This is a genomic window from Mucilaginibacter aquatilis, from assembly GCF_009755275.1.
Taxonomy (GTDB): domain Bacteria; phylum Bacteroidota; class Bacteroidia; order Sphingobacteriales; family Sphingobacteriaceae; genus Mucilaginibacter; species Mucilaginibacter aquatilis.
On sequence record NZ_WQLA01000007.1, the window covers coordinates 77,879 to 92,418 of the forward strand.

13 protein-coding genes and 1 tRNA gene are annotated in these 14,540 nt (G+C 40.1%); 7 read left to right on the forward strand and 7 right to left on the reverse strand.

All coding sequences use genetic code 11. The features are described from left to right. Nucleotides 1–14: 14 nt before the first annotated feature. From GO816_RS16315 to GO816_RS16330, 4 genes are all read right to left on the reverse strand, one after another. Nucleotides 15–383, reverse strand: coding sequence for a SpoIIAA family protein (locus GO816_RS16315; protein ID WP_157543025.1), 369 nt, complete (start codon nt 381–383; stop codon nt 15–17). Nucleotides 384–633: 250 nt separating this feature from the next. Then, nucleotides 634–1,368, reverse strand: a complete 735-nt coding sequence (locus tag GO816_RS16320) for a polyprenol monophosphomannose synthase (RefSeq protein WP_317163658.1) — start codon at nt 1,366–1,368, stop codon at nt 634–636. A gap of 115 nt (nt 1,369–1,483) precedes the next feature. After that, a complete protein-coding gene (locus tag GO816_RS16325; RefSeq protein ID WP_157543026.1) occupies nt 1,484–3,202 on the reverse strand; it encodes a peptide MFS transporter in 1,719 nt (572 codons plus the stop codon). Between the two features lie 355 nt (nt 3,203–3,557). Further along, complete coding sequence (locus GO816_RS16330) at nt 3,558–4,475, reverse strand: hypothetical protein (protein ID WP_157543027.1); 918 nt, start codon at nt 4,473–4,475, stop codon at nt 3,558–3,560. A gap of 145 nt (nt 4,476–4,620) precedes the next feature. On the opposite strand from GO816_RS16330, the gene GO816_RS16335 reads away from it, so the two are divergent. From GO816_RS16335 to ssb, 4 genes are all read left to right on the forward strand, one after another. Continuing rightward, nucleotides 4,621–6,684: an HD family phosphohydrolase gene (locus GO816_RS16335; protein WP_157543028.1), complete on the forward strand. Its 2,064-nt coding sequence runs from the start codon at nt 4,621–4,623 to the stop codon at nt 6,682–6,684. A gap of 80 nt (nt 6,685–6,764) precedes the next feature. Then, a tRNA-Ser gene (locus GO816_RS16340) sits at nt 6,765–6,851 on the forward strand. Nucleotides 6,852–7,178: 327 nt separating this feature from the next. Next, the gene (locus GO816_RS16345; RefSeq protein WP_157543029.1) at nt 7,179–7,829 is read left to right on the forward strand and encodes a response regulator transcription factor; all 651 of its coding nucleotides are present in this window, start codon (nt 7,179–7,181) and stop codon (nt 7,827–7,829) included. Between the two features lie 246 nt (nt 7,830–8,075). Next, entirely contained in the window at nt 8,076–8,408 is a 333-nt protein-coding gene (ssb, locus tag GO816_RS16350; protein WP_157543030.1) for a single-stranded DNA-binding protein, read from the forward strand. Between the two features lie 97 nt (nt 8,409–8,505). On the opposite strand, the gene GO816_RS16355 is transcribed toward ssb, so the two are convergent. Further along, on the reverse strand, nt 8,506–9,261 hold the full coding sequence (locus GO816_RS16355) for an SDR family oxidoreductase (protein WP_157543031.1): 756 nt from the start codon (nt 9,259–9,261) through the stop codon (nt 8,506–8,508). Between the two features lie 202 nt (nt 9,262–9,463). Here GO816_RS16355 and mnmE point away from each other — a divergent pair, with 202 nt between their 5' ends. After that, nucleotides 9,464–10,843, forward strand: coding sequence for a tRNA uridine-5-carboxymethylaminomethyl(34) synthesis GTPase MnmE (gene mnmE, locus GO816_RS16360; protein WP_157543032.1), 1,380 nt, complete (start codon nt 9,464–9,466; stop codon nt 10,841–10,843). Between the two features lie 131 nt (nt 10,844–10,974). On the opposite strand, the gene GO816_RS16365 is transcribed toward mnmE, so the two are convergent. Next, complete coding sequence (locus tag GO816_RS16365; RefSeq protein ID WP_317163659.1) at nt 10,975–11,880, reverse strand: helix-turn-helix domain-containing protein; 906 nt, start codon at nt 11,878–11,880, stop codon at nt 10,975–10,977. A gap of 40 nt (nt 11,881–11,920) precedes the next feature. Further along, nucleotides 11,921–12,661: an SDR family oxidoreductase gene (locus tag GO816_RS16370; protein ID WP_157543033.1), complete on the reverse strand. Its 741-nt coding sequence runs from the start codon at nt 12,659–12,661 to the stop codon at nt 11,921–11,923. Nucleotides 12,662–12,924: 263 nt separating this feature from the next. On the opposite strand from GO816_RS16370, the gene GO816_RS16375 reads away from it, so the two are divergent. Beyond that, nucleotides 12,925–13,446 (forward strand): RNA polymerase sigma factor, encoded by a 522-nt coding sequence (locus GO816_RS16375; RefSeq protein WP_198171543.1) that lies wholly within the window; start codon nt 12,925–12,927, stop codon nt 13,444–13,446. Nucleotides 13,447–13,526: 80 nt separating this feature from the next. After that, nucleotides 13,527–14,501 (forward strand): FecR family protein, encoded by a 975-nt coding sequence (locus GO816_RS16380; RefSeq protein ID WP_157543035.1) that lies wholly within the window; start codon nt 13,527–13,529, stop codon nt 14,499–14,501. The last annotated feature ends 39 nt before the right edge of the window (nt 14,502–14,540 follow it).

Consider the following 14,540-nt stretch of genomic DNA (forward strand, 5'->3'; position numbering starts at 1 on the left):
TAGTTGATATTTGATTACTCTTCAGTCACCCACTTAACGGCTTCATCTAGCTGACCCAATGGAAATCCTTTTGACTGCCCGGGAGCCATAAATCTGAATACGTTACTGGTAAACCATTCCACAGCTTTTTGATCGGTTACAATGGCAATTTTCTTCCATTTGGTAAAATGTTTAAGGCCAACCTTAATATCATCCCACCACGCCCCTGCTGTAAAGTTTTTTACATCAGTTTCAAGCACGAGGATATAATGAATTTCACCCTGACGCTTAACCAAGTCATCAAGCTTAGGTATAAGCACCTTTTCAAGGTCATCTTTTGTAACCTCACCAATGGCATGAATGCCTACAACATTATCTGGTAAATCATTTATGAATTGAAGCATAATAGGCAAATTTTAGTTGATTATACAACGGTTATTGCCTTATACTGTTTTCCTTAAAGCATACAAATTTAGCCAGCAAGAAAAATAGCGGCTGTATTTTGCACCCGGTATTCCTTAATTTATACCAATTAATTCCTAAATACCTAATAATGTACTTGACTGCTTTGCTCAGCAAACAGGCTCACTTTTTTGATAAGATAGAAAAGAAATTGACAGGTGAAGTTCCTGCTTTTTCAAATAATAAGACTGCTCAATCACCTTCCGGATACTTTCTGAAAATGCTATTGATGCGCATTTGTATAACGCCAAAAAAAGCCTCGCGGAAAATACGGGTAGACATCTTTGAAACGCCTTCGGTACGGTCGGTAAATATGATGGGAATTTCAACCACCTTAAAGCCATGTTTAATAGTGGTGTATTTCATTTCTATCTGAAAAGCGTAGCCAACGAACTTAATTTTATCAAGCCTAATGGTTTCAAGCACTTTGCGCTTGTAGCATACAAAACCTGCGGTAGCATCATGCAGGTTTATTCCTGTGATAATGCGCACGTACATGGAGGCATAATAGCTCATTAAAACCCGGCTCATAGGCCAGTTTACAACGTTCACACCTCTTACATACCTCGAGCCAACCGACATATCTGCCCCTTCAACACACGCTTCACGCAAGCGCAGCAAATCATTAGGATTGTGAGAGAAGTCAGCATCCATTTCAAAAATGTAATCGTACTTATGCGCTATACACCATTTAAAACCATGTATGTAAGCCGTACCTAGGCCCAACTTGCCTTTTCGTTCCTCGATGAACAACCTGCCTATAAACTCCGCTTGCAGACTTTTAACTATGTTACCGGTACCATCGGGCGAGCCATCGTCTATAATCAGTAAATGAAAATCATGCGGGAGCGAAAACACTTTGCGTATCATACGCTCAATATTTTCCTTTTCGTTGTAGGTTGGTATAATGACTATGCTATCGGGCACGTAGTTGCTGTTTCAAATAAAGTATGAGCGGGCAAAAGTACGCAATTCGGCCCTTAAAAAACAAAAGCAGGATGATAACTATCACCCTGCTTTAAGTTAAAAGTTGTTAAATAGGTTATCGTACGCCGTGCATCATTTTTTTGAGCAGGCCCGATATTAAGAAAAGCAATACAGAAGCAACGCCAGACAGCGTTACAAACACCATAAAAAACTCATAAAGGTTATGAATGGTGAAGCCAACAAACGTAGGATAATGCACATCAATCTTCTCTTGAGCTAATATTGCAAGCTGTGATGCACTAGCCTGAATTTTACCATCAAGCACGGCTTGCAAATCAATACCTTTTGAGGCAGCGAACTCAAACTTATCACCCGTAGGCGGAATAATGGCACCTAAGGTTCCTGCAAGAGCATAACCTGCAGCATTACCTATGAACCAAACTCCCATTAATAACGATGAAAAACGCTTTGGAGCTAATTTAGAAACTAAAGATAAACCAATTGGTGACAAACAAAGCTCGCCCAAGGTATGAAACAAGTACATGATAATTAACCATATAACCCCAATTTTACCTGACGTACCTATACCCTTAACCTGCATGGCAATTACATAGTAGCCGGTAGCCAGCAGCAATAAGCCAATAGCTTGCTTCACCGGCGAAATTGGCTCAAGGTTACGTTTTTGTAATTTTAACCAAAGCCAGCTGAACGGAAAGGCAAAAACAATGATGAATAGCGAATTAGCATTTTGAACAAAACTTGGAGGCAATTGAAAGCCAAACAGGTTTAAATCGGTTTGCTTATCGGCAACAAAAGTTAAAGATGACCCGGCCTGCTCAAATGCCGACCAAAAGAATATTACGAAAAATGCTACGGTATACAGTGCTAAAATCCGCTCACGCTCTATTTTGGTAATTGACTTATCGGTTAAAATAAGCACTGCCAAACTAATACCCGAAGCATATATAAATGGATACACCCAGCTTTTTATTGGGTTAGGATCTGCAGATATGTAGTGAATACCGAAAAACAATACCACCATCAGCACAGCCACACCAATAATTGAGGCCGTAGAAAAGTTCGCCTTTTCGGCCTCACCGGTAGGGCTGAGTGTAGCTTTAGAAAAATCGGGTTTCGAACCTACGGCATTGCCTTCCGGGTCTGTTACGTATTTGTTTTTAAGGAAGATAAACAGAAGCACGCCTAACATCATACCTATACCTGCTGCCAGGAAACCCCACTTAAATGCCTCAACAACGCGCACCTCTCCTACCTTAACATCGCCTAAAAACGGACAAATGCTCATACCCAAAAAGGCACCAACGTTTATACCCATGTAAAATATGGTGAATGCAGCATCTAACCGCGAATCTCCCTTTTTATACAACTGGCCAACCATTGATGAGATATTTGGCTTGAAGAAGCCGTTACCAAAAATGATAACCGCTAATGCCAGCCACATTATTCCTTTTGCAAGGTCAAGGTTACCGGCATAAGTGTAACCACTGGCAAAAAGCAAAAATTGCCCCAACGCCATTACCGAACCACCTAAAATAATACAGTTACGATTACCCAGGTAACGGTCAGATATGTAACCGCCAAGCATTGGCGTTAAATACGACAAGCCTAAAAAGCCGCCATAAACCAGAGAAGCATCCTTATCAGAAAAAGCAAGGGCATTTACCAGGAACAATGTAAGCAGGGCGCGCATACCATAAAAGTTGAAGCGCTCCCACATCTCTGTAGAAAATAAAACATATAAACCTTTTGGATGACCTTTACCCTGCTGTGCGGCAAGAGACGAGTCTAAAGAAATTTCAGGTTCAGTACTCATAGTTTAAATTAAAATTATCTAAAAATAGGCATTCTCCATTAATGTCAAATGTTGTGTTGAAATCTTTTAGGACTGCAACATTAAAAGCGGCTAAGATACATATAACTCGCACTTGCCAAATAAATTTTGGCACAATATGAAAATACTATGTTGATTTACAACCTTATGAGCTTATCAAATATAAACTCCTATTCTGCATTGGAGAATTAAATTTGCGTCAATGAACAATTTTTCGCAATCATCAAGGCGTAGCTTTAAATCGAAAAAAACTCAGTATTCTAAATCAATTACTTTTCTTGGATTTGTCTTACTCCCCCTCTACTAACCGCTTTTAAAGCGGTGTAAATTTGAATAATTAGTTTCTTTTCAATGGAACAAGGCTTCTGTCTTTAAGCGCTTGTTTTTTAGGATCAATAATATCAACATCATCTGGTGCGGGAATGTTACGCATGTCAAGATTGTCTTTGTACATCCATTTTCCGTTACTTAGTTTGTAACCATCATACGTTAAATCCGGTCCGTATGTGTCGCGTTGGTCTTTTAGCTTATCATCGGGCGGTGCCAGGTGATCAAACACAATCAAATCTTGATCGGGTATATAACGCAGCAGCATAGAGGTTTGCCTGTTATACTCAAATACTACCCTGTTTCGTGTTTTTTTGTTGCCTTGAAAAACCGGCATACCAAATACAGGTTCACCCTTTTTAAACGACAGTACATCGATAACTTTTTTGGTAGATTTCACGGTATTGCCTTTCCAGCCAAGCAACACATAGTAAGGGTTAGCTGTACCAACCGGTATAATTTTATAATACTGTGCACCAAACCATTTATGGTTGTTCACCACAGAGTCTTCGGGGTTTTTAAGCAATGGCGAATAATCTTCAAGCGGATGAAGCAGCAATTTACCGCCGGTGTTTACCTGAATGGTGCCAAAAAAACGATAACTGCCATCCTCATTCATTATAAACCAGCTCAGTAATCTGAATTTATTATCGGGCGAGCGTAGTATGCTGATAGTTTTCAGCGAATCGAAATTGAAGGCATAAGAGTTTGGCACCTTAAGGGCCTTAACTAGCGTACGTATAAAAGAGTAATTAGCGTTTTTGCGTTCTAAGTCGTTTTCGTTATTAAACATCTGGCGGCCAAGCTTTACCAAACTATCTTGCAATGGGCGCAACTGGTTAAGCTGATCGGGGGTGTTAAAGCGTTGTGCGTTAACCCTGCCAACTATGCAGGCAATAAGCAATAAAATAATGCTTAAACGTTTCATATTCTTCAAAAAAGCAAATTACAGCGCTACGCCAAATTATTTAAACAAACGCTTAGGCTGTATAATTGTTGCAATTTACAGTATTATTGCAGCTATTAGCCGTTGGCGGTTCAAAATACGGTTATGTTTGATTTAAAGAGTTTTAATGGCAAAATTTAGTATATCGCGTCAAAAAGCTTTATTGCGTAAATACGCTGTTTGGGTAAAGTTTATCATGATAGTGGGCAGTGTGTTCCTTATTATACTGGCCCTGCCCAAGCAAACCAAATTCAGGTACGAATTTGAAAAAGGCAGGGTATGGAACCAAAAAGAACTGATAGCTCCTCATAGTTTTGCTATACTTAAAACACCGGCCGAGCTTGAGCGCGACCAGGCCGATGCGCTTAAAAATGTTTCGCCTGTTTACCAGCTTAAAGCCGATGTGCAAAACCAGCAGGTTTTGGGCTTTGTTGATGATTTAAACTTAAAATGGACTACCGCCGGAATACCCGAAAAATTTAAGGCACGTTACATTGAAACCGGCAAGGTTTTACTTAACAAAGTTTATAGCGTTGGACTGCTCACCCCGGGTATAAAAGACCAGCCTGCCGATGAAAACTACAACATTACGGTAGTTAACAATAACGTAGCTACCAACAAAAACACATCAGGCCTTTACACTAAAGAAAAAGCAATTAGCTTTTTTGAAAAGGAGCTTGCATTGTATAATCTTGACCGTGCCTTTTTGCTTGATTTACTGCAAAACCGGCTGTTGAATAATTTAGTATATGACGATAAGTTAACCAGCCGCCTAAAGCACGATGCCCTTGACAACATATCGCTCACGTTGGGCATGGTGCAAAAGGATGAGGTGATTATTACCAAAGGTGCCGTGATTAATGATGAGGTATATCAAAAGCTCTTGTCATACAAAAAGTACTTTGAAGACAGTGCGCGCTTAAACGGCGACCGTAAGCTGGTTTCACTAGGTCAGTTTTTACTAGTGGGGTTAACGCTTACATTACTCATTGTATTTCTTTACCTCTTCCGTAAAGACATCTATTATGACAACCGCTTGGTAGGCCTTATTCTACTGGTAATTACGGCTATGCTGGCTACCCTATCATGGGCTATTAAAATACAGCTGCCAAACCTTTACTACATTCCGTACTGTATTGTTCCAATCATTATACGAATACTGTTTGATACCAGGCTGGCTTTAAATATACACTTGTTGGTGATTATGATAGCGGGATTTTATGTTCCCAACAGCTTTGAGTTTGCCTTTTATGAGATAACGGCTGGTATGGTTTCTATTTACAGCATTAAAAACCTGCTGCGCCGTGGCCAGTTCCTTACGTCGGCCTTAATTATAACACTTACCTACCTTGCAACCTTCTTAGGTATATCGTTTATACGCGAGGGTGATATCAATACCATTGAATGGGCCGAATTCTTCCCGTTTGTTGTGAGCGTGCTGCTAACCCTGCTGGCATACCCGTTAATTTACGCATTTGAAAAGGCCTTCCGTATAACATCTGATTTAACACTTATTGAGCTTACCAACACTAACGCAGCTTTGTTACGCGAAATGGCGTTTAAGGCTCCCGGAACGTTTCAGCACTCGTTACAGGTAGCCAACCTTGCCGAAAACGCCATTTACAGCATTGGTGGCAATGCCTTGCTGGTGAGAGCTGGTGCATTGTATCATGACATTGGCAAGATGGAAAACCCGCTTTACTTTATTGAAAACCAAACAGCGGGTTTTAACCCGCATGATAAGCTTTCATATGAAGAAAGTGCTCAAATCATTATCAGCCATGTGCGCAAGGGGGTTGACATGGCCCAAAAGGCCAACCTCCCCGAAACAATCATCAATTTTATTCGTACGCATCATGGCAATACAAGGGTTGATTATTTTTATCAGTCGTTTTTAAAAAATTTCCCTGAAAAATTCATCGACGAAAACATTTTTCGCTACCCCGGGCCTATTCCTTTTTCAAAAGAAACCGGAGTTTTGATGCTTGCCGACTCAGTTGAAGCAGCTTCGCGCTCACTTAAAGAACCCGACGCCCAATCAATAAGCGACCTGGTTGACCGCATTGTAAATTACAAGCTCAATCAAAACCAATTGAAAGACAGCGACATAACACTCAAAGATTTAGAAACTATTAAAAGTATATTTAAACGAATGCTGATGAGCATTTATCACGTTAGAATAGATTATTAAAATACCTGAAATATTTTTTTGACGAGATTGTTGAATTACTATATTTGCAGTCCCAAACGGGACACATATTGTAAACAACCGGTGAGGTGCCTGAGAGGCCGAAAGGATCAGTTTGCTAAACTGACGTACGGGAAACTGTACCGAGGGTTCGAATCCCTCCCTCACCGCTCTAACTTTAAAGCCTGTAACAAACGTTACGGGCTTTTCTATTATTAAGTGTTTTTATGCACCTATTTAACTTCTAAAAGCAGCAAAATGCGGCCTAAGCCTTTTATTTTAGCAATACATAGCCGGTAAGTTAAATCTTGTGATATATTTGCGCTTTTTCTGATCTATTACAACCTGAAGCTATAGTTTATTATCAGGTTTACAAATGTTGCCAGTTCAATCACAATATCTTTATTAAATTGAACAAAATAACTTTTGGGCGGTCTTTTCAATAGCCGATACTCTTTGACCGAAAATCATTTGAAATTGGGTAAAGATTAAGAACAATGGTTGATATTATAATTGCTGAAGATCACAGCATCGTTAGACACGGACTTCGTTCGTTATTACAAATGGTGCCTGACCTAACCGTGGTAGCTGAAGCAAAAAATGGTGCAGAAGCCATTTCGCTATTAACGGAAGGCCTTCAGGCAAATCTTCTTTTAACTGATTTGAATATGCCGGTTATGGACGGCATTGCGCTAACCAAACAGGTAAGTGCCCAGTTTCCACAAGTAAAATCTATAGTACTTAGCGCTCTTGATCATGAACGCTACGTAGTGCAAAGCTTTAACGCAGGCGCTCACGGCTTTATTTTAAAAAATACAAGTGCCGATGAACTTGTTTTTGCTATAAAACATGTATCGGCAGGCAATCAATATATCTGCTCTGAATTAACTACACGATTTCTGAACAGAATGATGACCTCCTCAGAACCTGTTGATACAGAAGAAACAAATGAAATCAGATTTTCGGCACGCGAAACAGAGGTTTTAAACTACCTGGCTGATGGCATGACCAACCAGGAAATTGCTGATAAGCTGTTTACAAGCAAGCGCACGGTTGAAGGCTATCGTGAAAGTATGATTACCCGTACAGGTGTGCGTAACACAGTGGCACTTATACGCTTTGCTATGCGCTACGGGGTAATAAATTAATTAATTACCGTTAATAATAATTAAGCCAATTAATCTTAGCGATAAATAACGTATTTATACGATGCATGATTACGTATTTATACGCTGATTTGAACGTTTCGGTTAATTTAATTTTACCCTAAATAATGATTGATGTACTTAGCATAAGGCTTTTATTGCTAAAGGCATCGACATTATTTTTCCCTTAATAATTAAACAAAAATTATCAGTTAACACACTCAACAACAGAATTGATTTTTTCTTTACATGCATAACAACTCAGGCGTTAATAAGGTATTTCTAATAGGCCACATTAAAACAGAACCACGACGACACAAACTTCAAAATAAACCCGATACTATTTGCTTTAACCTTGTTACCAATGAGCATTTTCGCAAGGGCGATCAAACTTCAGCTCATGAAGAGCACCATTCAATAATTGTTTGTCCAGAAACAACCGACGTTAAGGAAACAGAATTGTTTATAGGAAGGCTTATACACGTTACAGGTAAGCTGCAAACCAAAAGCTGGATTGATGAAAACCGTATAAAAAGATACAAAACCGAGGTTATGGTAATTCATCTGGAACTTTTGAACTAGTAATAGTTCTATTCTCATCTTTGAATTTAAGTCATATAAAAACATCAACAGCTCTTCAATGAGCTGTTGGTGTTTTTATATAGGCCATTTGAACCTTCTATATAATTTGTAAGTGAGGCCGTATTTTAATCTCCACTACATCACTGCGCTGCGGCTGAGTAATAGCATAAATTACAGCTTGGGCAATGTCTTCGGCCTTGAGCATTTCTAAATTTTCAATATTCTTTTGCTGATCAGGAACTGAGACCGGTTGCATATCAGTACCTACAGCACCTGGCTCAATTAAGGTAACTTTTATGCCTAGTTCATTTACTTCCTTACGTAAGCTTTCTGAAAAAGCTTGCACTGCTCCCTTTGTGGCCACATACACTGAGCTATCTTTTTCCCTCACATCGGCACTCATCGAACCAATATTTACAATATGTCCACCTTTTGCCTCCTTCATGCGTTTAACAGCGTAATTTGATAGCGCAAGGTAAGCAAGCACATTGGTATTCACTATCTTTGCCCACTCCGCATAATTACCATCACTTATACCCTGATATGCCAATGCAGCGCAATTAATTAAAACATGCAAGGTATCAAGTTCTGCATTGCCAGCGTTTGTTACTGCGTTAATACCATCCTCAACGGACATATCTGCAATTAAGCTTTTGATTTTATTTGATATACCCGCCTTTTCGGCATCGCTTAAAACATCTTGCAAATGTTGCGGATCTTGCCCAACAATTAAAACGTTTGCGCCGGCAGCGGCCAAGGCCAAAGCTGTGGCCCGGCCTATGCCGGTTGTACCGCCGGTAATAAGAATATTTTTACCTTCCAGTGTTTGAGTGTCAGTTTGAAAATTAGCCATTCTGAGTGTTGATTAATTAATGTTTATATTTTGGCAAGCTTAAATTGCCATCAGCTATTAAACACTCAGGTTGTAATGATGGTTTTAATTATAAATTAATTAATATAATCAAACATAGAATTTAGCGGTTAATATCACGCCCAACATTATTGCGATACTTCAACATAAATAATGATAATTATAAGCACTTTTGCATTTCAAAATGAATCATTTAACGCACGATACTATAGTAGCCCTAGCTACGCCAAACGGTACTGGAGCAATTGGTGTAATCAGGCTTTCAGGTCCTGATGCTGTTGTTATTGCAAACAGTGTATTTAAGGGGAAGAATTTAACTAAGCAAGCATCCCACACTATCCACTTTGGTACCATTACCGACGGCGACCTGGTACTTGACGAGGTCTTGGTTTCACTATTTGTTGGTCCGCGTTCATACACCCGTGAAAACGTGGTGGAGATATCATGCCATGGTTCAAATTATATCATTCAAAGCATTATCAAATTACTCATTAGGCAGGGTGCGCGGTCGGCCAAACCCGGAGAGTTCACACTCAGGGCATTTCTCAACGGTCAGTTTGACCTTTCGCAGGCCGAGGCAGTAGCTGATTTGATTGCTTCAGATTCTAAAGCTTCACAACAGGTTGCTTTACAGCAATTACGAGGTGGCTACAGTTCTGAATTAAAAGATTTGCGTGAGCAACTTGTGCACTTTGCTTCAATGATTGAACTTGAACTTGATTTTTCGGAAGAAGATGTAGAGTTTGCTAATCGTGGGCAATTAAAACAGCTTATACATGATTTAACGCGTGTTATAGGCAAGCTTATACAGTCGTTTGAGTTAGGGAATGCTGTTAAGCAAGGCATTAACACTGTTATAGCAGGCCGTCCAAATGCTGGTAAATCAACACTGCTTAACGCACTTTTAAATGAGGAGCGGGCAATTGTAAGTCACATTGCCGGTACCACACGTGATACCATTGAGGAAACGTTGAATATAAACGGCATAAATTTCCGTTTAATTGATACGGCGGGCATACGCGAAGCAACTGATGCTATTGAACAAATAGGCGTGCAAAAAACTATGGAGAAGATAAGCCAGTCGGCATTGCTTCTTTATGTGTTTGATGTGGAATCAATCACTCCTGACGAGTTAAGTCAGGATATTCAAAACCTTTACAAACCCGGACTCCCTACCCTGCTGGTTGCTAATAAAATAGATATAGTACCTGATTATAAACAAAGGTATAGCCCAGCTTTACCCGAAGGTGTAACTCTTGTGGCCATATCAGCAAAGGAGAAACTACACATTTCGCAACTGAAGCAGTTGGTTTATGACACCACCATTCAAGGCCGCTTAAATGGCAATGAAACGCTTGTAACTAATATTCGTCATCTTGAAGCATTGCAAAAAACTGAGCAGGCCCTCATCAAAACCTTAAGCGGTATTGACATGCAGGTAACGTCAGACTTTTTAGCCATGGACATTAAGCAAGCCTTGCACTACTTGGGCGAAATTACAGGCACCGTTACCACCGACGATTTACTGGATAATATTTTTTCTAAGTTCTGTATCGGGAAGTAATATATAATGACCGTCAGTAAATGACACACGATCATCAATAGCTTTCTTTGATTTGCCTTCGCATTCTTACAATAACCAGCGTTTTATATATTCAGTGAGGTGTAAGAACTTGTTAAGGAAATGTAAATAGTTTAATTATCCTGAAGCTGCCCCCGCCGGTATTGTACCGGTGACACATTAGTGCGCTGCTTAAAAAGCTTATTGAATGATTGCGGGTGCTCAAAACCTAAATAATAAGCAATTTCAGCAGTAGTAAGGTTGGTTTGATTTAACAGCGCTTTTGCTTTATCTATCAATGCCAAATGAATATGTTGCTGCGTGGTTTTCCCGGTGAGAGACCTAAGCATATCAGAGAGGTAACGCTGGGAAACATTCAAATGATTTGCCAAATCATGTGGTGAGGGCAATCCGCCTAAGATTGCCTTATCAAACTGCCCCGTTAGCCACTCCTCCATCTTTACAATCAGCTCATGGTGCATGTTTTTTCGGGTTTGGAACTGCCTGTTATAAAACCGGTTGCTATGATTTAGTAATAGCTCCAATTGTGAAATCAATACATCCGTGCTGAACTGATCGATTGTATTATTCAATTCAGTATCAATTGCCTGAAATAGTGCTTCCATCGTATGCTTTTCTTTAGCTGATAAAAACAAAGCTTCGGCTACAGTATAATCAAAAAAGCCATAGTGATAAATGCGCTGCGAAAGAGGATGATTTATCAGTAAATTGGGATGGAAGTATAGAGCATAACCTTGATAATCTCCCGGGTCGGGCGTCATTCTTACAGCCTGACCGGGAGCAAGAAACGCCATGCCTCCTTCTTTGAAGTCATATGTGCCCGGCCCGTATTTAACGCTGCCTTTGAAACCTCTTTTAAAGGTTATTTTATAAAAGTCAAGCATAACCCAGCAGCCCGCATCACGCAAATCAATCTCTTCTTCATCATAGTTCACCAGCGTAATCATAGGATGGGCAGGTGCTTTCAAATGAAGGCGGCTCATCAAATCACTTATTGTTTCAAACTTTAGTGTACTCACTGGTTGGTACTATTGATATGCTAATTATAAATTGACTTTTTTAGCCCTGAGCGGTTGGCCGGATAACAATATCACCTACATCCACATTATGAGGCTGACTTATAGCGTACGCAACAGCTTGTGCAATGGACTCAGGAGTAATGGATATTTTATCAGCAGTATCCTGACTGGCTGAACGTATGGCGTCGTTCTTAATATTACTTACAAACTCCGTTGCTACATACCCTGGTGAAATGCCTGTTACCCGCCAGCGCCCCTGAGATTCCTGACGTAGTGCTTCACTAATTGTGCGTACTGCATTTTTTGTACCTGCATAAACACCCATAGTAGGCACAATTGCAATACCTGCCGTAGAAATTATATTAACAAAGTGCCCTGATCCATTCTTTAAAAATTCCGGCATTGCAGCCCCTATACCATAAAGTGTACCCTTAATGTTCACATCAATCATTTGTTCCCAGCCTGCTATGTCTGTTTCTTCCATTGGGTTCAACTGCGCTATACCGGCATTGTTTACTATAACATCCAATTGGCCATATTGCTTTACAGCCAATGCTACCAATAACTTCAAATCTTTACAGTTGGTTACATCTGTTTCTGCATATGCAGCATCGCCTCCGTTGTTTCGAATTGATTGCACAATGTTTTCCAATCTTTCAGCACGACGAGCGCCTAAAACAACTTTTGCACCCTGAGCTGCTAATAATTCTGCTGTGGCTTTACCAATACCACTGCTGGCACCGGTAATTACAACTACTTTTCCTGCTATTACGTTTTCCATATATTGACTTTTTGATATACAAAGGTCATGATACCTGATGGCTTGCAAGTAGCCAAAACAGTTGGATGTGTAGCAATTTTGGTAAACTTTTGTTTACTACCGTATTGCTAAATAGCCGCAGGGCTTGGTATGTAATTTTATCTATACGTAACAATCACTTAAAACGTCACATGTAGGTTTGGGGCGTGAAAAGCAACGAGCCTTCGGATATCAAATTGTTAAGCCAAATGCAGGACAATAATCAAAAGGCACTACTTTCTCTCATGAAAAAGTATGACCGAATGCTATTCAGATATATTGATGTCCGCATAAACTCACCTGAGAACGCACAGGAAGCCATACAGGATATTTTCCTGACCTTATGGAATAACCGTTACGGCGTTAATATAACAGATACTCTTGCTCCTTACTTATATAAAGCGGCCAAAAACAAGGTGGTTGATTACTACCTGGCTGCAAACCGTGAAATTGTAAACTACCAGGCTTTATTACCTGAATACGAGGCAGAAGTTGCACCTGCGGCAGACGAAAGCATACTGGCTGCTGAACTGCAGGACTGGTTTAGCAACGAGGTTGACAAAATGCCCGAAACTATAAAGAATGTTTTTACACTTAGCCGCAATGAGCAACTACCCGTACGGGATATTGCCGCCCGCCTGTCACTATCGGAGCAAACCGTAAAAAACAATCTAACCATTGCTCTAAAGCGCCTGCAAGTGCGCTTTAATCGTATGCAAAGTATCTCTTTACTATTAGTAGTATTAAGAATATGCTTTTTCCGTTAGCATCACCTGTTTTTAAGTTAACAGATTTTTGATGATTATTTAACGGTACTTTTTGGCTCAACGCCCGATTATAGGTGCAGATGAACAACAAAAAATCGGCACTGATTAACGTTTTGTTACAAAAATACCGTGAAGGAAAAAGTACAGTAAATGAAACGCAACAGGTAGAGCAATGGCTGCATACTCTTGGCAAAGGTGCTTCGGATGCCGTAAACAACAGTGAAGAAAAATTTGTTAGAGTGACACGCAAACACGTGTTAAAAAATATTGCTCCTCAACGCAGTGTTTATAAAGTTATGCGCCCATACATGCGCGTAGCCGCGGCTCTACTACTCCTGCCCCTGGTATATTTAATATATAGCAACCAACCAAAACAGGTTGTTGTAGCTAAGCAAGAATTCAGCACTTTAGCCGGAGAACGGAAAATTATCAGGTTACCTGATAGTACAGAGGTTGTCCTTAACGCATCATCGGCACTAACTATCAGCACCGATTTTAATCAAAAGTTCCGCAACGTAAAGCTTTCAGGAGAGGCTTACTTCAGGGTTGCACACGATAGCACAAGACCATTTATAGTAAGCACAGGTAAACTTAAAACCCGGGTATTAGGTACCGAATTTAACGTGCATGCTTATCAAAACGAAAGCAGCATTAAAGTGGCTGTAGTTGATGGCAGAGTACGCGTAAGTGAGTATAAGCAAAATGGCACCAGCAAACCATTAGGCGATATACTCACCCACAACCTTATGCTTACCTACAATGTGAGCAGCCAACGTTATAAAACCGCAAATGCAGACGCACAAAAGATTGCCTCATGGCAAAATGGTGGGTTATACTTTGAGGATGCAGACATACAAGAAATAGTAATGGCTTTATCACGTCATTACAACCGTAATATTCAGCTTGCCGATAAGCCTGTAGGAAAATGCAGTTACACCATCAGTTTTTTGCACGAGCCCCTGCCCAAGGTACTTGGAGTACTTAGCCAGCTAACCGGCATCACTTACCAAACTGCCCAAAACAAAATCATCATACACTCAAAAAACTGTCATTAAACATGATGTAATATTCTTAAAAACGAAAACAGGCTGATG

What these genes read in the sequence shown, in the direction of transcription:
- GO816_RS16315 (WP_157543025.1), bottom strand. Translation starts at nt 383, where the DNA reads ATGCTTCAATTCATAAATGATTTACCAGATAATGTTGTAGGCATTCAT.
- GO816_RS16325 (WP_157543026.1), bottom strand. Translation starts at nt 3,202, where the DNA reads ATGAGTACTGAACCTGAAATTTCTTTAGACTCGTCTCTTGCCGCACAG.
- GO816_RS16330 (WP_157543027.1), bottom strand. Translation starts at nt 4,475, where the DNA reads ATGAAACGTTTAAGCATTATTTTATTGCTTATTGCCTGCATAGTTGGC.
- GO816_RS16335 (WP_157543028.1), top strand. Translation starts at nt 4,621, where the DNA reads ATGGCAAAATTTAGTATATCGCGTCAAAAAGCTTTATTGCGTAAATAC.
- GO816_RS16345 (WP_157543029.1), top strand. Translation starts at nt 7,179, where the DNA reads ATGGTTGATATTATAATTGCTGAAGATCACAGCATCGTTAGACACGGA.
- ssb (WP_157543030.1), top strand. Translation starts at nt 8,076, where the DNA reads ATGCATAACAACTCAGGCGTTAATAAGGTATTTCTAATAGGCCACATT.
- GO816_RS16355 (WP_157543031.1), bottom strand. Translation starts at nt 9,261, where the DNA reads ATGGCTAATTTTCAAACTGACACTCAAACACTGGAAGGTAAAAATATT.
- mnmE (WP_157543032.1), top strand. Translation starts at nt 9,464, where the DNA reads ATGAATCATTTAACGCACGATACTATAGTAGCCCTAGCTACGCCAAAC.
- GO816_RS16370 (WP_157543033.1), bottom strand. Translation starts at nt 12,661, where the DNA reads ATGGAAAACGTAATAGCAGGAAAAGTAGTTGTAATTACCGGTGCCAGC.
- GO816_RS16375 (WP_198171543.1), top strand. Translation starts at nt 12,925, where the DNA reads ATGAAAAAGTATGACCGAATGCTATTCAGATATATTGATGTCCGCATA.
- GO816_RS16380 (WP_157543035.1), top strand. Translation starts at nt 13,527, where the DNA reads ATGAACAACAAAAAATCGGCACTGATTAACGTTTTGTTACAAAAATAC.